We start from the raw sequence: 26,130 nt of genomic DNA, 5'->3' as shown, positions 1-26,130 counted from the left end.
TCTTATGCTTAATGAACACACTGAGCTTTGAGGATCTCAACCGATGCTAATTCCCATGAGTGACCGAAACATTAATCGTTTTAAAGTGCTGCAAGATGTTCGCGAACGCCGCCTTCGTCAAATTGATGCAGCCGACATGCTCAACATAAGCCCTCGAATCGATATAGTAAGAACAACATGGTTCAACTGGTGCTTGTCATCGTTCTTCTCACAATACAACAAACAAGCTCTTTCATTCATACGTATTAAATGTTCACTTTTCTTGCTGACTGATTGTCCTGCGAGATCATACTGTCCAAGAAAGGATTTTTTGGTCATCACTGACCCTAGACTAATTGATAGAGCATAATCCACCGTTTTGTTGGCAATATCAACTCAGAAGACTTTCAAGCTGTATGCCGACTCACCGGGAAATTGTTCATACGGAGGTCCTGTCGCTACCATTTTAACGCTCTATCCGTAGCAAATGTCCAAAAAAATGGGAGCTCATCGACTCCCATTTCATTTCAGTAACCACGTACATTAAGGGTTATTGGCCAGATAAATCATCTTAGTTACAGTAAATCCTTGTGATAATCCGCAGCCATCCGCATTTTCTGTTTCGACATCCACTCTATGCTGTGCAGCTTTAGCTGTGAGAAGAACTGATAAAGCTTCAGAGCGTTGATCTGGTGTCCATCCAGTAAACGAGCTCCAATATGACCCCGAACTGTTGCCATGATGGTCTAAATAAACAACCCTAGATAGTCCAACACCTTTCTCTATCAATATACGGCCAACGTATAAGTTGTTGCAGTCCTGCAAAGATGCATTGGCTGAACCAGAAATAACTAATAGAAAAAACAAAACATACTTTTTCATTTATCAAAATACCCCTAACCAAAAGAAATTTAATGATACATTGATAAGGCACTTACCTTAACTCTTTACATAGTTTTTTTGTATACGAGATAAGCTTCTAGCCAATTTTGTGAGGACGCCTAATGTTCGAGTTCGATATGCGGGCCATTAATCGACGTAATCAATCACATGACCGAAATCAAACGGACTGTCCTCGATCGCCTTCCTTCCGTTGCCATTCGAGTTACATTGTCACATAATGAAGCCGCCTAAATAAATTACCAAACTAGTATAAGTTGACTATGGTGAATAATACCTAGTGTTAACAGTCCCGAGCGCCCAAATTACTACAAGATGCTTTCACATGTCATTCGTACACCCGGATCCATTTTCGACACTACAAGACCACTGACCTTATAGAACTGGCTAAGAGCATCTTCATCCAGCCCTTGGTTTGAACCAAATTTATTCAAGTAATAGACTCTCAACTTTATTGTTGGGTTCTTTGAAGCAAACTGTCTGAGTTTGTTTGTGCATGATGCAGGATAAAATTGGCTGCCTAGCGCCCTTCCTGGACTAGGTGAATTATCGTTTAGAGTGCATGGCGTATGTGATAAGAACAAGTCTACAGATGTTGGCTTTCTTTTCCTGATCTTTATAAAGTTACTTATACATTCATCCCAATGCTCAAGAAATACCTCTTCAGCGTGCCGATCTCGCTGTATCACATTTCTTCTTTGGGCTTCATCGTTGAGAAACCCTGCAAGTCGATTGGCGCGTTGTCGGACCTCATTGTGTGGAGAATGTCGGTTTAATATTTGATCGTTGACCGCTAACATCTTGGTCGCATGGTTATATGTATAACCGCCTAAGTTAGGTTGGCTTACTAGTCCGTAGTATTGCGCACCTTCCAGTGATGCGATACACCAAATTTGTCGACGATCACGCCTTTTAGATACGTACTGGGCCACTTCTGTCATTGTTTTAAACATTTGCATAACCTACTCCATTCTGCGTTGTTAGTTCATGATAATCTCATGCGTTATTATTCTGTTTTTCTACCCACTTAACTTCCCTACCTTTCTCAACCACAAAACCTGATTCAATTAAAGATGTCATAACCATGATGTCAGATAGCTCTACAGCCAAACAATCCGCGAGCGCATTTGCTAATCCTACTTGTAGTGCAGATACTGATTCTCGGGACCAAATGTTAGGTAAATATAAACAGCAGATAGCTGAATACGCTTTCCCTAACTGTTCGTCGCTGTGTGAGATCATGACTGTCATTTCTGATGTATCTTTGCCAGAGTGTTTTCCCCACAACTCAATAATTTCATCTGAGATGTCTAACTGCTTAGATTGATCTAACGAGATGATGCAATTGGCTATCGGCATAAATCACCTTTTTGTGGAGGTAAAGGTAGTATGATTAAATGTAGCCAACGAAGTGCATACCGACTACTTATTTAACATTCTAGAAAAGTGATCGCTGTATGATGCTCTTGCTCAGTAAATGCTTATCTACACCTTCGATACCACCAAGCAAGAACGGGCTGTCTGGATCATGCTTTAATTGGTTTTTTCTTACTGAAGATTCACTGTAGGTTGCGTAACAATATTTGCAGCCGTGCAGACATGTGTTGTAAGCACCTATATCGACGCTTTTGATGCACCCACATTCGGCCCTTTGATTAAGATCTTTACGCCCATCGACCTCAATATCAAATAGACGGTGTAGCAATTGGTCATCGATGCATTTTCCATGTTTGATTCCTAGGTATGAAAGATCCACCCCCTCTGCACAAGTTTCGATCTCGAAGCCCAAACTGTGACACTCCTCTGCCATAAACATGCACAGATCCGTTAGCTCATTTTGATCAGCAGTTATTTCGCCATAGCTGAAATCAGAGAGCGAGTTTAGGCGCCGCTCTGTTTTGGTATACAAATCAGCAAAACTGATCACGACTCTTTGAGTTTTTCCGGCTAGCAGACTGGCTATTTTACGAAACTTTCTTTTGTGCTCACTTATTGGCGTTAGATTAGAAACAAGTATCGGGTCATAGCGCCATATAACTTTGTCTGAGCCTATGATGTCGCTTAGACGAGAAAATGTATCGATAGATTGGTAGGTATTGGGTAAGTGAGCCTCAAGGGCTTTGGGGTAACCTGTGATTGTATATTGAAAGTAGTAATTAAACTCAGAGAGTTGCGGCAAGTATTTTATTAGCTTTTCAGCGTTTCTGGTCCAAAATACGATGGCCCCGACATCTTGTGGTTCAAGCGAAACACGCCTGATCTGATTAGCGTTAAATGGGTTTCGAGTCAGTAGAAATCCTTCTCTAATTCGATTCATAAACCAGCGATGATAAAAAGCTGGTATATCAGTCCTTCGACTTGCACTTATAATCATCCTATTCACTGCCTAACGATAACGTTGACCTGTAGTGGCCACACTAATTTAAACTATAAGTGTTTAGCAATGCATTTTCGTTAACAGGCCAATACTTTTCACATCTATAGAGTACGAAATTAGGATTAGTACTGAGGTACTGGACAGTCCCTTGTTAGAATTTAGTATTGCCAGCCCAGACAGCGTGACAGTATCACTTATTTCTGTTAAAAATCGGCCACAAAACATAACGTTTTCCTATGCTTTTAAAGGGGTTAAATAAGAGCTTTAAATATCGGCCTACAAAAGCAGCTTTATAGTAAATTCATTTATATTAGATACTTAACGGACCTCTTATACAGTTTTCTCTAATATGAGACGCTTTGAATCTATTCTTAGTTTAACTTTTCACAATCATAATAAACACTGATAGAATCCCACCTTCATATTTGTAAAGGTGTATTATGAAAAAGTTTTTTATCGCTCTGTTTGCCGTTCTAATTCTAGGTGGTTGTGCCACAAAAAAAGTGCCTGTAATGTCACAGGCTAAAAATGTCACTCCGATTTCCGAGTCGAGTGTTATAAGTCAAAAGTGTGATTTTGTTGAAGTTTATACTCTGGCGGATTCTCACCCTAACAATGTAGTGCCAGTGTTAAAGAATGAAGCATACTTAGCTGGTGCCAACCGTTACCTTATCAGTGAAGTTACGAAAACTCGTCGTAATCGCCCAAGCAGTGTTATTGCCGAGTTTTATCGCTGTAATCCACACCAGACCAAGAAAAAACTAACTATTGAGTCTCAGATAAAACTAATTCCAGGTGCTCAAAATGTCTCTCCAATTGCGTTTGCTGAAGTTGAGAATAACAGCTGTAAAATCTTAACAACCCACGTATTCAAGGAAGTATCGTCTGAGGATCTAGAAGTAGAACTAGCTAACCAAACGTATATGCTGGGTGGAAACAGATTCCATATTACTAAGCTAATCGACACTGAAGATGGTCAGGCTAAGTCTGTGGTAGCAGATATCTATCGCTGTAAACATAGAACCGTTAACTACTAATAAGCATTACAGACTAAGATTTAAAAAGGCTTCAAACTATGGTGTTGAAGCCTTTTTTCTTTTCATTTATCAATACACTTGCCTACCTATATCTACCACGAAACCTGACTCGTTCTGCGGGAAACATAGCCACTTCTTTGTCGAACATTCTTCAACCTAAACTATCCTTGAATGCATTAACCATACTCTAAATCACACAGTATTCGACACACTGTCACTTTCCTAGAAGAAGTAACGCTGAGAATACCTAATCAGCGTATTCAATACGTTAATAACTTTGATGATACAATTACCATTAAATGATTTAGTTATAGTGCACTACTTGGGCGTTGTTTATTTTGATAGACCTACACGACCAGGATTGAGTTCTCGGATTGCTTGCAGCGCATCAGGAGGCATCTGAACGTTAGCAAACCAGAATGGTTTATGTTTCTCAATAAATGCATTGCTTCGATCTAGGGTGTCATATATTGCGTATGCTTGAGCCTGTGCCAATGCGGCCCCGGCATCACTTCGTTCCAAAACCGGCACTCCATTAAGATCTTCTTCTAACGCATTCCTCATTGGGATGGTAAATGGGGTCCACTCTATAGCATCAACAACTTTGCGTGTAAGCTCGAGTTCTAGATTGTGAATGACATGGGGCAGAATACTTAGGTCCGGTGCTACTTCACCACACGCGTAATACTCTTCTCGCAAGTTGTTCTCTCGATACCACTGCAATTTGGCAACTTGAGCATCTTCGAAAAGTAAGCTGAAGTGGTTGACGATGGCGAAATGACTGATTGTTCTCAATACACCTAATAGAATGCCTTGCTGGGGAAACTTACTACCTGTCTGCTCTAGGCGAATTCGTGTAACATTTGCCGTTAGCACCATATGCTGCCACAGCTTAGGAGCAATACTTTTCGTTACGGGGTCGTGCCATTTGAGCAGTGGCTTAGCCATCAATATTGGCAGTAGTAAGCAGCAATTATCTATGCCGATTGTACCTATCGCTACCTTAGGGTCTTGAATACTACGAGGAGACTTACCAATTCTCTGACAAAACTTGGGATTGTTGACAAGCTCTAATATGTTCGACTTGAGCTGATTGTCGTTGGTTGTCAGAACGGATAGCCTGCTAAATGTTAACGACGGTGAATAAGCAATACTTGAGAAATAGGAGAAATCTGGAAAGCGCCCAAAAAGTTGAAGTACTGACATTTCTTCTAGCTTCTGACACATATAACTTTGTGCATGTTCGGCAATATCGGACACAACCGACACTACGACTTTTTGCCTTTCTTCAACTGCCAGCCTGCGCTCCTCTACTCGCTCGCTTTCACATTTAAGTAGTATCCTTTGATTATCGGTAATTCGTTCCTCTTCTTTTTTAATTACACTGTCGCAAAACTCACTCTGTCGGCTTAACGCACTGTCGACATCAGATTGATCAAGTATATACTTCAAGCTTACCAACCACTTAGCATGACGCTCCGTTGTCATACGTGTGATTTTCTGAGCTAGAGCATTAGCTTCTTCGTTATACTTTTTGTTTGTTGTTAGTAAACTCTGCATACTCAAATCGCTTTAAAGCCATCAATGGAGAACCACTCACTCTCAATGCGCTAGGCAGTTGACGAGGCTCTATTAACTATAGCCACTGAATCCTGATGGTTCATCTCGATAGTTCGATTACATCTGTCTTGAAAGATTTGTGTTTGATTCTTATCTTGATTATTGACACTGGTGGGTTGCAAGATAAGCAATTGAGAATTTAACGGGTTACCTCCAGCTTCAAGGTGTGGGATATACAGCCTTATTGAGTTTAGAGGTAACAAAATTGAGGAAATTTACTTCGAAAGAAAAAGAATCGGCATCAACCTGCGTGCTTTTTGCCTTTGCTACGAAACCCTTGATGCGGAAAAACATTTCGTATGCGCTGCTGTACCTTTTTCGGTACTTGCTTCGACATGACTAGCTTAGTGCCTGTTCGTTGCTGATAAACCTTTAGCTCGCCGCTAAATGGAGTGCGCTCTGCAATTTCAACCACATTGTGCTTAAAACTCGGAGGGAAATGCCCTTTTTCCTGCGTGATTTTACCGTCAGAAAACTTAACCTTTAAAATCGGTCGGTCTACAGCAACTAACCAAAAGATAACGATTGACGCAATTAGAATTACATAAAGCATAGGCACTCCTTGTTAATCGAGTAACTTGGTTAAATCTTCCTTTAAGCTACTTACCGCTTTACTCGCCTTTTCGCTACGAGAGGCTTCTGACAGTAAATATTCTATCGCATCAGACAAAGTACAACCTAACTCATTGGCTCTGTGTGACAGCTTTTCCCAAACGCGATAATCCAAATCGATAGATTTCTTCTTGGTATGGATTTGCTCTGCATTAAAATGGCGTTTACGCTTAGCACGAATGGCCTGCTTGAGTTTATTATCAAGTTCTGGTGACATGTGCTGCTCAATCCACTCTAGAACTTTTGTTGGTTGGTGTTCTAGCTGACGAAGCTCATTGACCGCGGTGTCTGCCTCACTAGTATCGATATGACAAGTGATGGCTTCACCAGCCTTCCACTTGTTGATCAAATAATTCCACTTCCAACCACACTCTAAGTTTTCAAGCTGTTGATATTTCATTGCAAAGCCATTCCGTTAACGTCCTAGGTGACAGCGTAACCCTAAGTGATAAAAGTTACAATCCCCATTGTAATCGAAAAGCGATCAAGATCATCAGATAAAATTATCTATATCTCCTGATGGGGTTTTTCTATATAATTTTCATCCATTTTAAGTATACGAACTGATTTAATGAACCAAGAAAGCTGGCACGCTGTCACGCCACAATATTCGCAATATGACACCCAGATCCAACGATTCAATGAGCTAGAACAAGTCGACTTCTTCAATATTCAACCTCGACTTAAACAATCATTGGAAACGTTAAGTGCCATTCAGGGCTTTAGCCGCTTACTTGTGATTAATTCTGCAGACAACGCGTTTTATCGTAACCTGATTAAAGATGGACTGAAAAAGTTCATTGGTCAAAAACCAGTATCAACGACAGAGTCTTTAAACATCGCGACACTACTGGGTTCATATACCTGTAGCGACTCAGGTGACATTGTCACTTCAAGTAAAGGCCTTATTGAACAAACTAACGGCGGTTATCTTGTTATCCCGGCCACTTTATTGCTCGCTAACCCAGCAAGTTGGCAAACGCTTAAGTCCGTCTTATTAGGACAAGAAGTCAGCCCTATTAATGCCAATCCGCATAAAATTGCTACTAATCCACCAGCAAGCACATATGACATTAAAATCATTCTGGTTGGCGATCGCCACCAAATAGCTGACTTTGAGTATCTCGAACCAGAATTGTATACCGGTTTGGCAATGTTTACTGAAGTCGAAGATGAGTTCTCTTTAAGCACCAACACCATTGAGCAATATCTCGGTTTCCTATCTTGGATAGTCAATAAGTATAAACTGCCCACTCTTTCATTTGGTGCACTACATCGTTTGATGAATGCTGGAGCCCGTTACACTGAAGACCAGAATTACATGCCAATCGAAGTGCTTTGGTATCTTTCTTTGTTTCAGGAAGCATTACTGACATCAAATAACAAAGTACTTGACGAACAAGATCTTGAACAGGCTTTAGAAGCCAAGTACCAACGCGAAGCTTACCTTCCCGAGCGAGCCCTTGCGGACATTACCGATGGTCAGGTGATCATCGAAACTCAAGGTGAATGCATAGGCCAAGTGAACGGCCTGACAGTGATTGATGTGCCTGGTCACCCTATGTCTTATGGGGAACCCGCACGTATCTCGTGTGTCATCCACTTTGGTGACGGAGATATCTCAGATGTAGAGCGTAAAGCTGAACTTGGCGGAAACCTCCATGCTAAAGGCATGATGATCATGCAAGCTTTCGTGAGTAGCGCCCTACAACTAGACGAGCCACTTCCTTACTCTGCTTCAGTAGTGTTTGAGCAGTCTTACAGCGAGGTTGATGGTGACAGTGCAACGTTAGCAGAGCTTTGCTCGTTCGTCTCGGCACTATCTGAGTACCCTATCAATCAACAAATTGCCGTGACTGGTGCCGTCGATCAATTTGGTCGTGTGCAAGCCGTTGGTGGCCTTAATGAAAAAATCGAAGGCTTTTATCACGTCTGTAATCACCAAGGTTTAACGGGAGATCAAGGTGTCATTCTTCCTAAGTCAAACCTTAAACACCTATCACTAAATAAAGACGTGGTCGACAGCATCAAAAAGAATGAATTTCATATCTGGTCTGTATCGACTGTGGACGAGGCAATTCCTCTTATTATGGGTAAGCCTTTCCGTGGTGAAGATGAAGAAAGCGTTATTAGTAAAATAGCGCAACGTATTGAAAACTTTGAAAGACACGAGCACCCGCAAGGAATTGTGGAGCGCATCAAAAACTGGTTCGTTTGAACAAAATTTCGCTCATAAACTTACTGATCGGAGTTGTTTAGCGTACACGTGTTCACTAACATGCTGCTATCAAAAATCGGAGTAATTGATAATGCAAAACAAACGTGATTCTTATAACCGTGAAGATCTTCTAGCGTCTAGCCAAGGCGAACTATTTGGTCCTGGTTACCCTCAACTACCTGCGCCAAATATGCTAATGATGGATCGCGTCACCAAGATGTCTGAGACTGAAGGTGATTACGGTAAGGGTCTGATTCTAGCTGAGCTAGATATTACTCCAGATCTATGGTTTTTTGACTGCCACTTCCCTGGTGACCCAGTGATGCCTGGTTGTCTTGGCCTTGATGCTATGTGGCAGCTTGTTGGTTTCTTCCTTGGCTGGGTTGGCGGCAAAGGTAAAGGTCGTGCTCTTGGTGTTGGTGAAGTAAAATTCACCGGTCAGATCCTACCTACAGCTAAAAAAGTTACGTACGAGATCCACATGAAGCGCGTTGTAAACCGCAAACTTGTTATGGGTCTTGCTGATGGTCGCGTTCTGGTTGACGGAAAAGAGATTTACGTAGCAAAAGACCTTAAGGTTGGCTTGTTCCAAGACACTTCTGCTTTCTAAGCATATTGTTTTTTTAAAAAAGCGACTCATTCGAGTCGCTTTTTTATACTCGATACATTTAGTTATAGTGCGTTAAATGGCAATTTAAAAGCCCCTTTCGGGGCTAAATTCCTTTGTTGTATGTGGAATGAGTGTTATTTGTAGAGACCAGAGTGTTTATCTTCTCTGGCATCGCGCCAACCACCAAGCCAATAAGATCGAACATCCATCTGCTGGTATGGACATGCCTCCATAGAGCGGCCATTAAGGCCTGCTTTATACCCTTGAGATTGAGCTCGCTCTAAGCGGTCACGCTTTTGTCTCTTCATAGTGTCGTCCTCATACATAAAATGTTTCTTAACGTACTACTTTATTAACCGATTAAATGCTGATCTTTGTCAGATCCAGATAACCGATTAATATGAAGCTTTTGTGGCTTCACCATTAAGATTCGATCAAAAGAACGTCAAATTCAAGATATAAAAAAAGCACAGATCCAAAACTGTGAACCTGTGCCCTTGTTTACAATTTGACCTATTTCCTACGGAACCCTAGCAGACCTAATACAGTCAATACCAAGAATCCTAAAGTACCACCCTGGCGCTCAACTGTTGTTTGAGTCACTGGGCGTGGTGAAATGTCGCTAGCTGTTTTACCTGCTATTGGTACTAGCTTAACACCCGCCAATGATGCGCCTGCGGCACATATCGCATCAATCGCATCACTCTCAAAACCACCAGCGCAGTAGTAAGCTGTTGCCGCAATTACACCTGCATCATTAATGTCTGCCGCTTGAATAATGCGATATTGGTTATTACTTGTGGTAGCCCCCGAGCCATAAGTCAGATCATCTAAATAACGTGCTTGACCGCCAATTGGCGCAGAACCCGTTACTGTGCCTAGGTTAGCAATAAAGGCTCTTTGAGCACGTGGTTTACCGTTGGTTTCTGAGTGCTGCTCATAATCTATCGTACCCACCACATCGTTATGGTTGTTGATATTGCCCGCTAAACCATTCGCACCGGTAAAGAAAATATTACCACTGAATGCTTTGTATGATGGTACATCTAGATTATCAACATAAAACAGCATATTGGCGTATGCACCGTTTAACGCTTGATTTAGCTTCGCCGTACCAATCGCAATTTTGTTGTTGTTGACTGCTTTCAACGTTTGATTGGCGTATTCAGAGCTATCATAAGGGAAGCCTGATACAAGCTTGCTACCGTTATTGAAATCCTTCCACGAATCACCGCTGTCTTCCGACTTGAATACAGCAGCTTTAAGTCTAACATCACCATCAGAAGTGTATCCAACGGCGTATAGTGTAGTTGGTGTCCCACTGTCTTCAATTATATCTCTAGCACTTCCCTGCGCTTTAGAATCACCGTTTTCAGACCCACCGACCCAGCTAATCTCGTCTGCAGGATCACTATTTTTCCAGATAGCTGGTTTGGAAGTAAATGTGTTTGCATTACCAGTATCAATGTTGTTGCGAGTAATACTACCTGTAGTAAAAGCTCCTGCCGTTAGAGTTTTTCTTACCCAATGATGTGAAGCCAAAAACTGACTACCTGTTACAGGGGTTTTAGTTGCATCAACATAACCAACATTGCGATATGTACTGCCATCACGCACATTACCAATTGGCTTACCTGATGAATCTATCGAGTTAACTACAGTGTTCTCGCTAAAAGACAGCTGTGTTCCATCAAGGTATGCTATAGAACCAGTATAATCACCACCTTGTTCTTTGGCGTATCCATTTGTGTACTGAGCACTTGCCCAGTTTTCACATAGCGTCTCTGCGTATCTTAAATAGTCTTTGCAGTAGTTCTTAAAGCCATCGTAGTTATCATCTAAATAATTCCAACCGAAAGGTAGGAAAAATGGAGCCTCATCTCGATAGCTAAACCCCTCTCGATAACGCTTAACCTCTGTGGCCATCTTAGAGGTAGAATCGTCACAAGCATTACTCCAGCACACTGTAGTCTCAGGTGAAATAGCCACACCATAAGTCTGAATGGTTGTGCTGGTGCCCTCAGGGGCTTCTAAATACACATTGTACAGAGCCGCATTGGCACCGAATGAGGCAGCGATTGTTGCCGCTACTGCTGAAATTCTAAAAATGTTACTACTCATTAGTTATTAACTTTCCTGTTGCATTGCTTCGAGCTCTTCCCAGCGTTCGAAGGCAATTTCAAGCTCCTGCTCCGTTGCAGTAAGCTTATCTAATACTGGTTGCGTTTGCTCTACGGGTTTTGAAAAGAAATCTGCGTTGTTGACTTGTTCTTGCAAGCTTTCAATTTCCGCTTCTAACTCTTCAAGTTTGGCTGGCAATGCTTCTAACTCTCGCTGCAGTTTATAGGATAACTTCTTAGCCTTGCTCTTTACTGCAGCCGTTTTGGGAGTTTCCTCAAGCTGTTTAACGCTTTTTGTTGGTTTTTCACTCGCGCGTGCTTTGTGCGTTTGAGCACGCTGCTGCTGTGCATCGTGGTAACCTCCAACAAATTCCTCTATAACGCCCTCACCTTCAAAGATCCAACTGGTTGTCACTGTATTGTCGACAAACTGACGATCGTGGCTGACAAGTAAAAGCGTACCCTGATAGTTGGCAAGCAAATCTTCTAAAAGTTCCAAAGTTTCGATATCAAGATCGTTGGTTGGTTCATCTAGCACCAACAAATTATTTGATCTTAAGAATATTCTTGCCAATAGAAGACGGTTTTTTTCGCCGCCAGACAAGGCTTTAACCGGCGTACGTGCACGTTTAGGTGCAAATAAGAAATCTTGTAAATAGCTCAACGCATGACGCTGACGGCCACCGACCATCACTTCCTGCTTACCGTCAGCTAGGTTGTCAATGACTGACTTTTCAGGGTCTAGCACCTCACGGTATTGGTCAAAATAAGCGACTTCGAGCTTTGTACCACAATGAAGCTTTCCTGATTGAGGTTGAAGCTCGTCGAGCAACAGCTTAAGCAGTGTACTTTTACCACAACCGTTAGGACCAATTAATGCAATGCGATCACCGCGCATAATATTGAACGAGAAGTCTTTAACAATGGACTTACCTTCAATATCATAATTAACGTTCTTCGCTTCAAAGACAATCTTACCCGAACGCGAAGCATCATCGATTTGAATATTGGCTTTACCCTGCACTTCACGTCGGTCACTACGTTCTTCACGCAGCTTTTTAAGTGCTCTTACACGACCTTCATTACGAGTACGGCGCGCTTTGATACCTTGACGGATCCAAACCTCTTCTTGAGCAAGCTTCTTATCAAATTCGGCGTTTTGCATCTCTTCGACACGCAGCATCTCCTCTTTCTCAACCAAGTAGTTGTCATAATTACCTGGGAAAGATGCCAGTTTACCGCGATCGAGATCGACAATACGGGTTGCCATTGATTTGATAAACGCACGGTCGTGAGAAATAAAGATGATTGAACCACGGAAATCTTTAAGGAAGTTCTCTAACCACTCGATAGTCGTTACATCAAGGTGGTTGGTTGGCTCATCAAGGAGTAATACATCTGGATCACGTACAAGGGCCCTAGCTAGGGCTGCTTTACGCTGCCAACCACCAGAAAGGTCAGTAAGCTTGGTGTGCCCATCTAAATTGAGCGCTGCTAATACGTTCTTAATTCGGTCTTCAAAGCGCCACGCACCTGAATGCTCAAGCTGCTCTTGGATACGCGCAAGCTTGTTGATATTCTTCTCTGATGGATCAACTGCAATCAGATCGAGTTGATCTTGATAGATCTTAATCTGCTTCCCGACCTCAGCCAGACCACCAGCAACATATTCAAATACAGTGCCATCTTGGTTACGTGGTGGGTCTTGTTCTAAACGCGAAACCACAACATCTTGCGTTACGGTTAGTTTTCCATCATCGAGTAGCACTTCACCGGCAAGTATTTTCATTAGCGTAGACTTACCAGCACCATTTCTGCCAACTAAACAAACACGTTCGTTCTCTTGTAGAGCAAAATCTGCATGATCTAATAGAGGGTGATCACCGTAGGCCAGTAATCCATTATTAATTGTTAGTAATGCCATTTTCGTCTAACCAAAGCTGTAATTGTTGTAAATCAAACGGCCAATTAAGCTCGTTACCTTGATAATTGAGCACCGGAATGGTGACACCGTAACGAGAAAACAATTCATCATCAAATGCTATGTCGACAATTTTGACTTGATGAGAGATATTGAGCTGTTTTGTTAGTTCAAATGCCATCTCACATAGATGGCACCCTTCTGTACTGTATAAAGTGATCACGTGTGACCTATCAATCCTTGTGAGTCAAAATCCAGCAGTTATGAATATGCTTATTGCGCGCAAAGTCCATTGGCAATGTTTGGTGTGAAATATTCTTCGCGGTTAAGCCAAGTTCATCTAAGCCTTCCATATCCATCTTAAAGTGACGCTTGTTGTTCGAGAATACAATCGTTCCACCCTGACGAAGCAATCGCTTCAAGTTTTTCATCAATTGAATATGATCGCGCTGGACATCAAAGCTCTGCTCCATGCGCTTGGAGTTCGAGAATGTAGGAGGATCAATGAAGATAAGATCGAACTGAGCAGTAGATTGCTCCAACCATTGCAGACAGTCTGCTTGTTCAAATCGATGCTGACGACCGACTTGACCATTGAGCTTCATATTCTCTTTTGCCCACTCTAGGTAAGTGTTCGACATATCTACCGTCGTTGTTGACTTAGCGCCGCCACAGGCTGCATGGACTGTACCCGAGCCTGTATAAGCAAATAGGTTTAGGAAATCTTTACCCTGCGCCATTTCACCCAACTTACGGCGAGTTATCTTATGATCGAGAAATAAGCCTGTATCAAGATAGTCATGAAGATTAACCTTTAACTTCACCCCATATTCATGAAGGGTAAGCGTCTCAGACTCTTGAGACAGTTTTTGGTACTGAGAACGACCTTTTTGCTTCTCGCGGACCTTAAGCACTACCTTATTCGCTTCTGTACCGGTTACCTGAATCGTTGCACGGATGATATCTGTTAAACGGCGTTTAGCTTTCTCTTCAGGGATGTTCTTAGGTGCAGCGTATTCTTGGATCACTATGTGATCGAGGTAAATATCAATGGCAACATTATATTCTGGTAAGTCTGCATCGTAGATACGGTAGCAATCGAGCTGTTCTTTACGGGCCCATTTGCCAATTTTTGCAATATTTTTCTTTAAGCGATTCGAGAAGTCTGGAGCAATCAGTGACTCAGTGACATTGTCACCTTTGTTTTCCACTGGACGGTCACTAATTGAGTAGTTTTTCTGGTGACACGGTAACGCACCATTGTTCAACTTAAACTGTTTGTCCGCTCGCATGCGTAAACAGCTCAAAAGCTCATCAGAACTTGAGAAAATAGATGCTTGGCAGCCTCCGAACTCAGATTTCAATTGGGCACCAAACGCAGTATAAAGTGCAATTAACCCTGGGTGTGTACCTAAACGCTCACCGTATGGCGGGTTTGAGACAATAACACCAGACTCAAAACCCTCAGGGCGTTGAACTTGCGCTGCATCACCAAGGCTAAATTCAATTAACGATTCAACCCCAGCACGGCGCGCGTTATCTTTGGCTGTTTTCAGTACGCGCGAGTCGTTATCAAAGCCGAAAAACTTAGTGTCAACTTTTTTGACGCCCTTTCTAGCCTGAACTGCAGCTTCAGATTTAATCTCAGCCCAAAGCTCAGGTTCAAAATCTTCTAGTGATTCAAAACCCCATTGCGTGCGATTAACACCAGGTGCCATATTGGCCGCCATCATCGCCGCTTCAATCAGTAAGGTGCCAGAGCCACACATAGGGTCAAGTAGTGACTTCTCTGCATCCCATCCGCTTCGTAGAATAATGGCCGCAGCTAAGGTCTCACGTAAAGGCGCACGACCAGATTCAGGGCGGTATCCACGTTGATGCAAGCCGCCGCCAACCATATCAACACCCAATATCGCTTTATCACGGTGTAAGCGTACATGGATGCGAAGATCAGCTTGATCTTTACTGATCGACGGTCTCGGTAGGTTCTTTTTCTCGAAGCTATCCACTACTGCATCTTTAACTTTCATCGCACCGTACTGGCTATTGCGGATTTCACGGTTTGTACCGTTGAAATCAACAACAAACTTCTTTGAACTTTGCAACTGATTAACCCAATTTACTGAGGAAGTTGCTAAGTAGAGATCCATATCATCGTTACATGTGAATTCTGAAAGCACACGGACGAAACGCGACGCCAATCGACTCCATAAGCAGCAACGATAGATTTGCTCATTCGATGCTTTAAAGCGAACCCCTGCCTGAACAGGTTTGGCATTGGTTATCCCTAGCTTGGTTAACTCTTCAACCAACAAGTTTTCCAAACCGTTGGACGTAACCGCAAGATATTGATGCATAGTGATGTTTTAATTCTGTAGAAAATGACCCCGCATTATACCTGACTCCATTAGTTATCGTTAGCTCAATCAGGTAATTCACCACATTTCTCCATCAATTGAATGAAATATCGACACTTTCATGCTTCGTCACTCGTTTTCAAGAACACTTCAATCTCCAATGCTAATTTTACGTAAAAACAATGGCCATAGGCGAAGTGAATGCTTATTCATCTCAATTTTGGTCTATACCAACAAGTGATTCTTAAGTAATTTAATTACAAATTGAGGCCAAAAGAGGAATAAATGTTAGTTTTGAAGATTGAGCGGCGGTAAAAAAGTGGAAATTAATTGTGCTATATGATGATAAATTGAACTTGTCTCACAAGTTAGAGTGATATAAATAGAGCAAAAGTTGCCCTATTTTGCTTCGGGCAGGGTAAAAAAAAGCCAGCAGAAATGCTGGCGGGAAATGAAACAAAGGAACGATAACAGGTGTTAGCTCACCAGTGCGATTGGTTGAGCGTGGAATAGATGATTGGCGACGGTCAGACGGTCATGCATGACTTTGATTGCTTGTCCAAACCTGAGTGATTTTGAACTATTGAGCTCAAATCCGTCTAAACAAACAGACGCGCATAAACTCGCACTCTCACCCACTTCTAGAACAATGAAATAACCTTCACTCAATGAGTTACTAAGGCAAATTAGATCACCTTCTTCTGGAGCTACTTGGCCGTCAGACAAACAATCGAAAAACCAGCTTTTTGGTTGGACGGGTTTGTGAAAACGCTTGGCCGCTACACAATATAAAGAAAGCTCTGCCTGTCTTGGCTCGCTAAGCCCAAGTAACGCAATTTGTTCTTTATATGTTTGGTAAGCAGATGCATCATCTACTGAGAATTCATTAATGCCAATAGCGCAGTCGACAATCAGCTTACGAGGAAGGTTGGTCTTAAATACCATGTCATTACCCAAATCGAGCATAAGGTGCTCTTCTGAGTCATCATAGTACCAAGTCCATTTGTCACTGGGTTTAAGCATCGTTCCATCTCTGAAATTTGATTTGAAGTTAGGTAAAACGCTTAATTACCTTTCCTAGCAATACTTGGATTTTATTAGTTCGTTGGCGAAAAAAAAGAGGAAATGAAAACTCATTTCCTCTTGCAATCAATCAGTTTTAATCAGAAATCTATCGTGTGACAATGTCACGATTTTTCAATTTCTTATCAATCAAAGCTTAGATGTTTGTTACGATATCACGTACTAGTGTTGGGCCATGGTAGATAAATCCAGAGTAAACCTGAACCAACTTAGCTCCAGCCATCATTTTTTCTTTTGCAGCAACGTACGAATCCACGCCACCTACTCCGATAACCGGAATTTGATCTTTTAGTTGTTCATGTAAGCATCGAACCACTTCTGTACTTCGGCTTTGAATAGGACGACCACTAAGGCCACCCGCCTCATTCGCATGTTTCATCCCTTCTACAATTGAGCGATCCAAAGTTGTATTGGTAGCAATAACCGCATCAATTTTGTTTTTAAGTAATGAGTCGCAGATCTGTTTGATCTCATCATCACTAAGATCCGGCGCGATCTTTAATGCAAGTGGAACATACTTACTATGTTTTTCCGCAAGTTCCGCTTGTTTCGCTTTTAACTCAGTAAGCAACTCGTCAAGCGCCTCGCCGTACTGAAGTGATCGAAGCCCTGGTGTGTTTGGTGAAGAAATATTAACCGCGATGTAACCTGCGTATTGGTATACTTTCTCCATACATATCAAGTAGTCTTCTGCACCCTTTTCGATTGGTGTATCTTTGTTCTTACCGATGTTAATTCCAAGAACGCAGTTGTACTTGGCTTTCTTAACGTTCTCTACGAGATTATCAACACCTAAATTGTTAAAGCCCATTCGGTTGATTATGCCTTCCGCTTCAACAAGACGAAACAGGCGTGGTTTATCATTACCCGCTTGTGGACGAGGAGTCACTGTCCCTACTTCAACAAAACCAAAACCCATAGCGTCGAATGCTTCGATACACTCGCCGTTTTTATCTAGACCAGCCGCGAGGCCAACTGGGTTACGAAAAGTTATACCCATACATTCGACTGGACGGTGTGGCAGTTGTTGGCGGTATAAGAGATCAAGTGGAGTGCCAGTAAAGCGCTTGAAATTTTGAATTGCAAGATCGTGTGCCTTCTCGGCATCGAGTTGGAAAAAGCCAGTTCTGGCTAGACGGTAAAGCATTGTGCCTCCGAAAGAAAAAAGCCCCGTATAAACGGGGCTGTATTATTCAACGTTTTACCGAATAATTCAACGAATTATAGCAAACGTTTACTCATTCGCACTGCAATTAAGGTTAAGCAGCATAAGTTCACGTAGTGCAACGGAGAATTTTGCAAACTCATGTACTGAACCGACCTTGAATTCATTGAGAATATTTTCCCAACGATGCAAAGAAGTTTCATTGGTTTCGATCCAATCATCTAGCGCTTTCATCACATCAAGATCTTCCGGAGCACAGCCACAACTTAGGACTTGACCTGTTAGTTGACGCTGCTGCCAATCAAGATCTTCACGGAAAGCCGCTCTTGCCAAGGCTTGCCAATTGTTATCTACCGCCTGACCATTAATCTGCTTCAAGAACCAATGTAGCGATAAACGATCACCCAAGTTGTAGTACAACTTAGCGGTTTGCTCGACGGTTTTGCCTTTTTCACGAGATACTGTTGATATATCCAGCACTGAATAGAGACTAGACAAACGGGCTACATAACTTGCGACTTCAGCTTTAATACCCTGATCGATCCAAGCATTCGCCATTTCGTTATGTTCTTCCACTTCAGACGGTACAAGCATACCGTCTAAGTGCTCTTTTATCGTATCAACATCTGCTTGGTATAGCTCAATCAAATCTTTGACTGATTGACGACCAGTACGATTACGCAACAACCAACGCGAAAGACGGCGAAGCGTTCTACGCACGTAGAAGATCATATCGTATTGCGCTTGCGTCGATGCCTCATTGTCAAGCGAACGAACTTCTTCAAGAACATTGCCTAAACCAAAGATTTCACGTGATGCAGTATACGCATTGGCGATATCAACAACACACGCCCCCGTTTCTTCTTGGAGACGAGTGACGAAGTTACAACCCATCTCGTTAACCATTTGATTAGCAAGAGCCGTTGCAATGATTTCAGCACGCAGTGGATGATTGTCCATTTGTGAAGAGTAGTTACGGCGTAACTCAGTTGGAAAGTAGCTAACAAGCTGCTGTGCATGAAACTCATCTTTAGCGATATCTTCATGGACTAGCTCTTCTTTCAGAACCATTTTACCGTATGCAATTAGTACCGACAGCTCAGGACGAGTCAGTGCCATACCCTGTTTTTCACGCTCAAGTAACGTTTCATCATCAGGAATGTATTCTAGCGCTCGGTCAAGGTGCCCCGCTTTTTCCATCGTGTGGATAAAACGAATTTGCTCCTTAACGAGAGAAACACCTTGCTGCTCCGTGACAGAAATAGACTCAGCCTGGCAATACGCATCATCAAGAACGATCACTCCGACTTCATCTTCCATCGATTCAAGGATCTTATTCCGCTGCTTAACAGTAAGATCACCATTGGCCACTAGACCATTTAAGAAGATCTTAATGTTGACTTCGTTATCCGAGCAGTCAACACCACCAACATTATCAACAAAGTCGGTGTTAACACGTCCACCAGTAAGCGCATATTCGATACGACCAAGCTGAGTCATACCTAAGTTACCACCCTCTCCGACAACTTTCGCTTTCAGATCGCGACCATCAATACGAAGTACGTCGTTGGCACGGTCACCGACATCAGTATGTGTTTCAGAAGAAGCTTTAACGTATGTACCAATACCACCATTCCATAAAAGATCCACTTCCATAGACAGTAACATCTTGATTAGATCGTTTGGTGCGACTGAAGACTTCTTGGTACGCAGCATCTTCTGAATTTCAGGGGTCAATGGAATCGACTTGGCACGGCGAGAGAAGATGCCGCCGCCTTTTGAAATTAGCTTAGCGTCGTAATCTTCCCAACTAGAACGAGGCAGATTGAACAAGCGATTTCGCTCTTCCCAAGTCGATGCTGAATCTGGATTGGGATCGATAAAGATATGCATGTGGTTAAACGCAGCTTGTAAACGAATATGCTTCGACAAAAGCATACCGTTACCAAATACGTCACCGGCCATGTCACCAACACCAATAGCGGTGAAATCTGTAGTTTGGCAGTTGATACCCATCTCACGGAAGTGTCGCTTCACTGATTCCCAGCCACCTTTCGCGGTAATGCCCATCGCCTTATGGTCGTAACCATTAGAACCACCAGAAGCAAAAGCATCGCCTAACCAGAAGTTGTATTCTTCCGACACTGAGTTAGCAAGATCTGAGAAAGTAGCAGTACCTTTATCTGCGGCAACAACCAAATATGGGTCATCTTCGTCATGACGAACCACACTCTTCGGATGAGCCACTTCGCCTTCAATAATGTTGTCTGAGACATCTAGTAATGCGCGGATAAAACGTTTGTAACAACGCTGACCTTCAGCAAAGATCTCGTCACGGCCACTCAACAAAGGCTGACGCTTACAGACGAAACCACCTTTTGCTCCCACAGGAACAATGACCGTGTTTTTAACCTGCTGCGCTTTCACCAAGCCAAGAATTTCTGTACGGAAATCTTCTTGACGGTCTGACCAACGTAAACCACCACGTGCAACCTTACCCCCACGTAGGTGAACACCTTCAATATCCGGTGCATAAACAAAGATCTCAAATGCTGGTACAGGTTGAGGGATCTCTGGGATATCACTTGGTTTCATCTTAAGTGACAACCACGGCTTAGGTTGCTTGTTCTCATCTAACTGGTAGTAGTTGGTACGAAGTGTTGCCGTGATCATTTCCATGTAGCGGCGGAGGATGCGATCATCATCCAAACTTTCTACATGATCGAGCTGCTCGGCCATCTTAGCAATAAGATCATTTTGACCTTTTTGGCTGCCTTTAAATTTCGGCTCGAACCGCTTGGTAAATAGATCCACCAGCCCTTTTGCAAGGTCTGGGTAATGATTTAACGTATCTTCGATATATTGTTGACTGAATGGGAAGCCCACTTGGCGCATGTAACGTGCATACGCACGAAGAATTGAGATTTCGCGCCCAGTTAATGATGCGCCCAGTACCAGTCGGTTGAAGCCATCACTTTCTAATTCACCTGCCCAAATCGCTGCAAAAGCCTGTTGGAAACGATCGCGAGCTTCGCGAAGGTCGACCGTTTTCTCACTCTTATGCAGCATTGAGAAATCTAAGATCCAATAAACTTGACCGTTGGCCTTACGCACTTCGTAAGGCGATTCACCAATCACGCGTAACCCCAAATTCTCAAGCATTGGCATTACATCTGATAGGTGAATGGGTTCGTCACGATGATAAAGCTTTAATCTTACTGATTTAGAATCTGCCCCTAGTTCTTGCGGACGGTAGAAAAGCATACCAAGTTTATTGTCATCACTTAGCTTCTCAAGACGTTCAATATCTGCAACCGCAGAACCTGGTAAAACATCTTCTTTGTATGAACGAGGGAATGCACGTAGGTAATCTTTAGCAAGCGGTAGACCTTTACTCTCACCAAAGTTTGCCACGATCGCTTCTGATAAACGATCATCCCAATTTGAAGATGCTTCCATTAAGTTTTGCTCAATCGTTTTAACGTCGACGTCCATGTTGTTGTTGTCAACACGAACAATATAGTGAGTTCTAGCTAGCGGGCTCTCAGAGAAATAGGTGGTGAACTCAACTTCTTGTTCACAACCAAAGTACTGTTGAAGAATACGCTGAGTTTGACGACGCAATTCTGTGTTGTAACGATCTTTAGTAACGTAGACCATACAACTAAAGAATCGTCCAAATGGGTCTTTACGAACAAACAGACGCAATAGATCACGATCTTGCATCTGTACTACACCCATCCCCACTTCTAATAGTTCTTCTTCTTTTGCCTGAAGAAGTTCATCGCGTGGGTAGTTTTCTAGAATATTGTGGAGTGCTTTATAAGAGTATGACCCTTCGCGATAACCACTTGCTTCAAGGATACGTTCAACCTTTTCACGAATAAGTGGAATTCCGCCTACACTTTGGTTATAGACAGCAGATGTATAAAGACCAGTAAAACGGTGCTCACCGATGACTTTACCGTTCTTATCAAATTTCTTGATGCCAATATAATCCGTATATGCTGGGCGATGGATGCGAGATGCACGATTCCCTTTAGTAACAATAAGTAGGAATGGCTTTTTCGCCTCCAGACGAGCAGAGTCTGGGAAGTCCGATAACTTAACTGTGCGTACACGCTCTCGATTCGCAAACAGACCTAAGCCTTTGTCAGGTGTCGGGCGAAGTTCTGTGTCACCATCCACAGAAACAAGGTCGTACTCTTTATACCCCATAAACGTGAAGTTGTGATTCCCCAACCAACGTAGAAATTGGATCGACTCATCATAGCGATCACGCTGGATCTCTACCTTTCCTTGTTGCGCTACTACCTGACCCGTTACCTCTTCGAGTTTTTCAACCATTAGTAACCAGTCTTGAACAACTAATCCAGTGTCATTCAAAATACTAAGAAGCTCAGCTTTCAGTGAAGCCATCTCTTCTTTAGAACTTAAGCGGTCAACCTCTATATGGAACAGTGACTGAAGTGCACCTTCCCCTTGATTGATCGCTGTTATTTCGCCTTTTGCTGAACGGCCAATTTGTGTTGGTCCATGCAGCATCAAGTGTGATGAAAGATCCAAACGGCTTAACGCCATTTTTGTTGAATCAACCAAGAACGGACCATCGGGCACAACAATCTCTACGATTGTATGGGTCGATTGCCAACCTTGGCGACTTACAGTTGGATTGAATACTCGAACAGAAATATCGTCAGCTTTTTTCTCGTTGATATGGTGCCAGAGCGAGACTACGGCACCGTACAAATCGGATTCGTTACGCTCGACTAAATCGTCTTGAGAAATGTTGCTAAATAAATGTTGAGCTAGTTGGGTGACTAGGGGTTGATGAGCAAGCTCGAGTTTGTCTTGAATAAGCTGATACACTTTTTCAAGCAGAACCGGCATCAATGTTTCACGCGCGGTCATAATCACACTCCACAATTAGAATTGTATGTTTTTTGGGGGTTGTTGTAAGCATAGTGCTTAACACGGGTAATGCCGCTTTATTGTAAAAGCTTTATTGATAAATAGTTAATTCTTTTGGGAGTGGTTGGAGGTGAAATGTTTGAGAATGTGACTAAGGTTCTATTTAAACTTCTATAAAATCAGTTGCTCACAGAAGTTCTAACTTTAGAAACTTATTATTTTGGTCAGTTGTTAACCTGAAGCGCCCTTTTAGCCCTATTTGACTAAGAAAAGGCCTGAAACGCGATGCAGGCAATTGTAAGCGTAACCCTTTGTCTGTAACGACTAAAACGTTACTAGCGGCACCGTTATAGTGTGCCAGAAAAGTTTGATAAGAAATGTTAAGACTGAAGTAATACTGATTCATACTGTGGTCAAAAATGTAACGATTATTGCAAGAAAACAAAACTACTGTACAAATAAACAGTAGCACTAAAAAGTGCTACTGTTCTAAACGATGTTGATTAAGACTCCAACGCTTTAGTCACTTTCTCAAACAAATCTTTCGCTAGATCATCCATTGCTTTGAGTGTCTCAAGTTCCGCTTTGATTAAAACCTGACGCTCTTCATCATATTTACGATACTTCAACAAAGGATCAATTAAACGCGATGCGACTTGTGGGTTGCTACTGTTTAATTCACGTAAAATCTCACCAGCGAACTTGTAGCCTTCTCCCGATCTAGCATGGAAGCGAACTGGGTTCATGTTCAAGAATGAACCAATTAAACTGCGAGTTCGATTAGGGTTCTTCAAGCTGAATGCTTCGTGATTCATAGTCTGTTTAATGACTTCTAGGACATTTTCCGCAGGGCTTGTCCCTTGTAGTGCAAACCACTTATCCATGACCAAGCCATCATGCTTCCACTTGTCGCTATAATCAGCCATCAGTATTTCACGACATTCAAGCTGGGCACTGTTTGCAGCGCTCATGGCTGCAATCGTGTCTGTCATATTATTTGCGTCAGAATACTGCGCCTTAACCAGAGTATTGCCCTGTTCTGTGTAAGCCAGATAACCTAAAGCTGTATTACGCAATGAACGTTTGCCAATTGCAGCATGTTCAATTGTATACTCCTGCTGTTTATAGCTGTGATAAATTGCACCTAGTTCATCTTCAAGCTCAGTTGCCAAAGTTACTTTGATTGCTTTCAACACAGCTGCTACCGCATCCACATCAACCTGTTTGTACCAACCGCTCACTTCATTGTGGCTTGGTAACGACATCATTTCAGCGATAAATGCAGGCTCTAACTCAGTTGAAAGTAGCACTCCTCGGAATGCATCAATCACTTCTTGCGACAATTCAACTTTATCACCCGCTTGCACTTTTTCTACATTGCTAAGAATGTATTTAGCTAACAGCATCTGACCCGCGTCCCATCGAGCAAACTCGTTGCGCGAGTGCACCATCAAGAAGATCAGTTCGTTGTCAGTGTAACTATATTCCAATTTTACCGGAGCTGAGAATTCACGAAGTAATGAAGGGACTGGACGTTCAGGCACCTGCTCAAAGACAAACGTCTGTTTAAGCTCTGTCACATCAAGCACATTACCAACCTGCCCACCGTTACGGCGTAACTGAATCACGTCACCATTTTGCGCGTACAACTCAACGTCAAATGGAATGTGAAGAGCCTGCTTTTGAGCTTGGTCTTGAGTCGGTTCAGTTGACTGCTCAATAGTTAAAGAATAAGTCTGCTCAGATTTATTATACTCACTGCTAACTTTAACTGTTGGTGTACCGGACTGGCTGTACCATAAACGGAACTGCTTTAAATCAACACCAGAGGCGTCTTCCATCGCTGCGACAAAATCTTCACAAGTAGCTGCTGTTCCATCATGACGTTCAAAGTAAAGCTTCATGCCTTTTTGGAAGCCGACTTCACCTAGCAAGGTGTGCATCATTCGAATGACTTCGCTGCCCTTTTCGTACACTGTTAGTGTGTAGAAGTTATTCATTTCAATAACTTGCTCAGGGCGAATCGGATGTGACATCGGGCTCGCATCTTCCGCAAACTGAGGACCGCGAATAATACGTACATTGTTTATACGGTTGACTGCGCGTGAACCTAGATCAGAAGAAAACTCTTGGTCGCGGAAGACGGTTAGGCCTTCTTTCAGGCTCAACTGAAACCAATCGCGACAAGTGACTCGGTTACCAGTCCAGTTATGGAAGTATTCGTGGCCGATCACCGCTTCAATACCTAGGTAATCAGTATCCGTCGCTGTTTTTTCGTTCGCCAATACAAACTTCGAGTTAAAGATGTTTAGACCTTTGTTCTCCATGGCACCCATGTTAAAGAAATCGACAGCAACAATCATGTAGATATCAAGGTCGTACTCTAAACCAAAACGCTCTTCATCCCACTTCATCGAATTGATAAGTGATGTCATTGCGTGCGGCGCGCGATCTAAGTTGCCTTTATCGACGAAGATTTCCAGCTCAACATTACGACCAGACTGAGTCACATATTTGTCGCGCAGAACATCAAAGTCACCAGCAACAAGGGCAAATAAATAAGCAGGTTTAGGATGCGGGTCTTGCCACTTAACCCAATGACGACCGCCTTCTATCTCACCTTCAGCAATACGGTTGCCGTTGCTAAGCAAAAACGGATACTCTGCTTTGTCGGCAATCACTTTCGTAGTGTACTTTGCAAGAACGTCTGGGCGATCCAAATAATAGGTGATACGTCGGAAACCTTCCGCTTCACATTGCGTACAGAATGCTCCACCTGATTTGTACAGTCCTTCAAGGGCAGTATTCGCTTCAGGGTCTATCAAAGTAACAATAGATAATTCAGTTTGTTCAGGTAGCTGGTGGATCTCTAAAGCGCCTTCCACTTCTTCATAAGCTGTCCAAGCTTCACCATTGACGTGAATGCTTTTCAATTTTAGAGCTTCGCCTTCTAAGCGCAGCGTTGTAGAGTCTTTGAGTTGTTTAACCTGCGAAACAGCCGTAACGGTTGTTTCGTTATCATATAGGTCAAACGTAAGATCAATATCAGTGATAGTATGAGATGGTGACTGGTAGTCTTTGCGGTATTTGGCTTGAGGAGTCTGAGCCATGTCTAAATCCTTCTGACTAAATGCATTTGGAAAACATACTAAACTTAAACGCTAGTATGCTAACAGCGCGAGAAAATCAACGCTGACGAATTGCGTGTTAGCTTACAACT

Annotated in this window: 20 protein-coding genes; 3 read left to right on the top strand and 17 right to left on the bottom strand. The window is 42.6% G+C overall.

The features are described 5' to 3' along the window. Positions 1 to 522 precede the first annotated feature (522 nt). The 4 genes from ZX61_RS24015 to ZX61_RS07555 all read right to left on the bottom strand — a co-directional run bounded on the left by ZX61_RS24015 (position 523) and on the right by ZX61_RS07555 (position 3,253). Positions 523 to 861, bottom strand: coding sequence for a hypothetical protein (locus ZX61_RS24015; protein ID WP_150114975.1), 339 nt, complete (start codon positions 859 to 861; stop codon positions 523 to 525). Positions 862 to 1,187: 326 nt separating this feature from the next. After that, complete coding sequence (locus tag ZX61_RS07565; RefSeq protein WP_049844071.1) at positions 1,188 to 1,838, bottom strand: hypothetical protein; 651 nt, start codon at positions 1,836 to 1,838, stop codon at positions 1,188 to 1,190. A 37-nt stretch (positions 1,839 to 1,875) separates the two neighbouring features. Beyond that, positions 1,876 to 2,238 carry a hypothetical protein gene (locus ZX61_RS07560; RefSeq protein WP_049844070.1) on the bottom strand — a complete coding sequence of 121 codons (363 nt, stop codon included), beginning with the start codon at positions 2,236 to 2,238 and terminating at the stop codon, positions 1,876 to 1,878. Positions 2,239 to 2,317: 79 nt separating this feature from the next. Next, the gene (locus ZX61_RS07555) at positions 2,318 to 3,253 is read right to left on the bottom strand and encodes a DUF1848 domain-containing protein (RefSeq protein WP_049844069.1); all 936 of its coding nucleotides are present in this window, start codon (positions 3,251 to 3,253) and stop codon (positions 2,318 to 2,320) included. A 443-nt stretch (positions 3,254 to 3,696) separates the two neighbouring features. Between ZX61_RS07555 and ZX61_RS07550 the strand changes: the two genes are divergently transcribed. After that, the gene (locus ZX61_RS07550) at positions 3,697 to 4,293 is read left to right on the top strand and encodes a hypothetical protein (protein ID WP_049844068.1); all 597 of its coding nucleotides are present in this window, start codon (positions 3,697 to 3,699) and stop codon (positions 4,291 to 4,293) included. 333 nt (positions 4,294 to 4,626) lie between these two features. Here ZX61_RS07550 and ZX61_RS07545 read toward each other — a convergent pair whose 3' ends face one another. The 3 genes from ZX61_RS07545 to matP all read right to left on the bottom strand — a co-directional run bounded on the left by ZX61_RS07545 (position 4,627) and on the right by matP (position 6,925). Next, positions 4,627 to 5,853: an HDOD domain-containing protein gene (locus ZX61_RS07545; protein ID WP_049844067.1), complete on the bottom strand. Its 1,227-nt coding sequence runs from the start codon at positions 5,851 to 5,853 to the stop codon at positions 4,627 to 4,629. Between the two features lie 301 nt (positions 5,854 to 6,154). Next, positions 6,155 to 6,466 carry a DUF3634 family protein gene (locus ZX61_RS07540; RefSeq protein ID WP_049844066.1) on the bottom strand — a complete coding sequence of 104 codons (312 nt, stop codon included), beginning with the start codon at positions 6,464 to 6,466 and terminating at the stop codon, positions 6,155 to 6,157. A 12-nt stretch (positions 6,467 to 6,478) separates the two neighbouring features. Beyond that, positions 6,479 to 6,925, bottom strand: coding sequence for a macrodomain Ter protein MatP (gene matP, locus ZX61_RS07535; protein WP_049844065.1), 447 nt, complete (start codon positions 6,923 to 6,925; stop codon positions 6,479 to 6,481). Positions 6,926 to 7,096: 171 nt separating this feature from the next. On the opposite strand from matP, the gene ZX61_RS07530 reads away from it, so the two are divergent. Together ZX61_RS07530 and fabA are read left to right on the top strand one after the other, a co-directional pair. Beyond that, positions 7,097 to 8,743: an AAA family ATPase gene (locus ZX61_RS07530; protein WP_049844064.1), complete on the top strand. Its 1,647-nt coding sequence runs from the start codon at positions 7,097 to 7,099 to the stop codon at positions 8,741 to 8,743. Positions 8,744 to 8,834: 91 nt separating this feature from the next. Further along, positions 8,835 to 9,353, top strand: a complete 519-nt coding sequence (fabA, locus tag ZX61_RS07525; protein WP_045956267.1) for a bifunctional 3-hydroxydecanoyl-ACP dehydratase/trans-2-decenoyl-ACP isomerase — start codon at positions 8,835 to 8,837, stop codon at positions 9,351 to 9,353. Between the two features lie 134 nt (positions 9,354 to 9,487). Here the strand turns inward: fabA and rmf are convergent, their stop codons facing one another. From rmf to pepN, 10 genes are all read right to left on the bottom strand, one after another. After that, positions 9,488 to 9,661: a ribosome modulation factor gene (gene rmf, locus ZX61_RS07520; RefSeq protein WP_049844116.1), complete on the bottom strand. Its 174-nt coding sequence runs from the start codon at positions 9,659 to 9,661 to the stop codon at positions 9,488 to 9,490. Positions 9,662 to 9,866: 205 nt separating this feature from the next. Further along, the gene (locus ZX61_RS07515) at positions 9,867 to 11,474 is read right to left on the bottom strand and encodes a DUF3466 family protein (protein ID WP_049844063.1); all 1,608 of its coding nucleotides are present in this window, start codon (positions 11,472 to 11,474) and stop codon (positions 9,867 to 9,869) included. A gap of 6 nt (positions 11,475 to 11,480) precedes the next feature. After that, on the bottom strand, positions 11,481 to 13,397 hold the full coding sequence (locus ZX61_RS07510; RefSeq protein WP_049844062.1) for an ABC transporter ATP-binding protein: 1,917 nt from the start codon (positions 13,395 to 13,397) through the stop codon (positions 11,481 to 11,483). After that, entirely contained in the window at positions 13,378 to 13,617 is a 240-nt protein-coding gene (locus ZX61_RS07505; protein WP_074181739.1) for a glutaredoxin family protein, read from the bottom strand. Before ZX61_RS07505 ends, ZX61_RS07510 begins: the two co-directional genes overlap by 20 nt. A gap of 10 nt (positions 13,618 to 13,627) precedes the next feature. Next, positions 13,628 to 15,751, bottom strand: a complete 2,124-nt coding sequence (rlmKL, locus tag ZX61_RS07500; protein ID WP_049844060.1) for a bifunctional 23S rRNA (guanine(2069)-N(7))-methyltransferase RlmK/23S rRNA (guanine(2445)-N(2))-methyltransferase RlmL — start codon at positions 15,749 to 15,751, stop codon at positions 13,628 to 13,630. A 477-nt stretch (positions 15,752 to 16,228) separates the two neighbouring features. Continuing rightward, positions 16,229 to 16,774, bottom strand: a complete 546-nt coding sequence (locus tag ZX61_RS07495) for a cell division protein ZapC (protein WP_049844059.1) — start codon at positions 16,772 to 16,774, stop codon at positions 16,229 to 16,231. A 196-nt stretch (positions 16,775 to 16,970) separates the two neighbouring features. After that, a complete protein-coding gene (gene pyrD / locus ZX61_RS07490) occupies positions 16,971 to 17,981 on the bottom strand; it encodes a quinone-dependent dihydroorotate dehydrogenase (RefSeq protein ID WP_049844058.1) in 1,011 nt (336 codons plus the stop codon). Positions 17,982 to 18,068: 87 nt separating this feature from the next. Then, positions 18,069 to 22,910, bottom strand: coding sequence for an NAD-glutamate dehydrogenase (locus tag ZX61_RS07485; protein ID WP_049844057.1), 4,842 nt, complete (start codon positions 22,908 to 22,910; stop codon positions 18,069 to 18,071). 187 nt (positions 22,911 to 23,097) lie between these two features. Then, positions 23,098 to 23,316 carry a DUF2835 domain-containing protein gene (locus ZX61_RS23640; RefSeq protein ID WP_074181740.1) on the bottom strand — a complete coding sequence of 73 codons (219 nt, stop codon included), beginning with the start codon at positions 23,314 to 23,316 and terminating at the stop codon, positions 23,098 to 23,100. Between the two features lie 97 nt (positions 23,317 to 23,413). Then, complete coding sequence (gene pepN, locus ZX61_RS07480) at positions 23,414 to 26,020, bottom strand: aminopeptidase N (protein WP_049844056.1); 2,607 nt, start codon at positions 26,018 to 26,020, stop codon at positions 23,414 to 23,416. Between the last annotated feature and the right edge of the window lie 110 nt (positions 26,021 to 26,130).

The organism is Vibrio sp. VPAP30 (assembly GCF_001188205.1).
Lineage (GTDB): Bacteria > Pseudomonadota > Gammaproteobacteria > Enterobacterales > Vibrionaceae > Vibrio > Vibrio bivalvicida.
Note: the sequence above shows the minus strand (reverse complement) of the source record. Positions and strands in the feature narration are given on the sequence as shown.

Bases quoted from the DNA above. Each gene is read 5' to 3' on its own strand.
- ZX61_RS24015 (WP_150114975.1), bottom strand. From the start codon at position 861: ATGAAAAAGTATGTTTTGTTTTTTCTATTAGTTATTTCTGGTTCAGCC.
- ZX61_RS07565 (WP_049844071.1), bottom strand. From the start codon at position 1,838: ATGCAAATGTTTAAAACAATGACAGAAGTGGCCCAGTACGTATCTAAA.
- ZX61_RS07560 (WP_049844070.1), bottom strand. From the start codon at position 2,238: ATGCCGATAGCCAATTGCATCATCTCGTTAGATCAATCTAAGCAGTTA.
- ZX61_RS07555 (WP_049844069.1), bottom strand. From the start codon at position 3,253: ATGATTATAAGTGCAAGTCGAAGGACTGATATACCAGCTTTTTATCAT.
- ZX61_RS07550 (WP_049844068.1), top strand. From the start codon at position 3,697: ATGAAAAAGTTTTTTATCGCTCTGTTTGCCGTTCTAATTCTAGGTGGT.
- ZX61_RS07545 (WP_049844067.1), bottom strand. From the start codon at position 5,853: ATGCAGAGTTTACTAACAACAAACAAAAAGTATAACGAAGAAGCTAAT.
- ZX61_RS07540 (WP_049844066.1), bottom strand. From the start codon at position 6,466: ATGCTTTATGTAATTCTAATTGCGTCAATCGTTATCTTTTGGTTAGTT.
- matP (WP_049844065.1), bottom strand. From the start codon at position 6,925: ATGAAATATCAACAGCTTGAAAACTTAGAGTGTGGTTGGAAGTGGAAT.
- ZX61_RS07530 (WP_049844064.1), top strand. From the start codon at position 7,097: ATGAACCAAGAAAGCTGGCACGCTGTCACGCCACAATATTCGCAATAT.
- fabA (WP_045956267.1), top strand. From the start codon at position 8,835: ATGCAAAACAAACGTGATTCTTATAACCGTGAAGATCTTCTAGCGTCT.
- rmf (WP_049844116.1), bottom strand. From the start codon at position 9,661: ATGAAGAGACAAAAGCGTGACCGCTTAGAGCGAGCTCAATCTCAAGGG.
- ZX61_RS07515 (WP_049844063.1), bottom strand. From the start codon at position 11,474: ATGAGTAGTAACATTTTTAGAATTTCAGCAGTAGCGGCAACAATCGCT.
- ZX61_RS07510 (WP_049844062.1), bottom strand. From the start codon at position 13,397: ATGGCATTACTAACAATTAATAATGGATTACTGGCCTACGGTGATCAC.
- rlmKL (WP_049844060.1), bottom strand. From the start codon at position 15,751: ATGCATCAATATCTTGCGGTTACGTCCAACGGTTTGGAAAACTTGTTG.
- ZX61_RS07495 (WP_049844059.1), bottom strand. From the start codon at position 16,774: ATGCTTAAACCCAGTGACAAATGGACTTGGTACTATGATGACTCAGAA.
- pyrD (WP_049844058.1), bottom strand. From the start codon at position 17,981: ATGCTTTACCGTCTAGCCAGAACTGGCTTTTTCCAACTCGATGCCGAG.
- ZX61_RS07485 (WP_049844057.1), bottom strand. From the start codon at position 22,910: ATGACCGCGCGTGAAACATTGATGCCGGTTCTGCTTGAAAAAGTGTAT.
- ZX61_RS23640 (WP_074181740.1), bottom strand. From the start codon at position 23,316: ATGAATCAGTATTACTTCAGTCTTAACATTTCTTATCAAACTTTTCTG.
- pepN (WP_049844056.1), bottom strand. From the start codon at position 26,020: ATGGCTCAGACTCCTCAAGCCAAATACCGCAAAGACTACCAGTCACCA.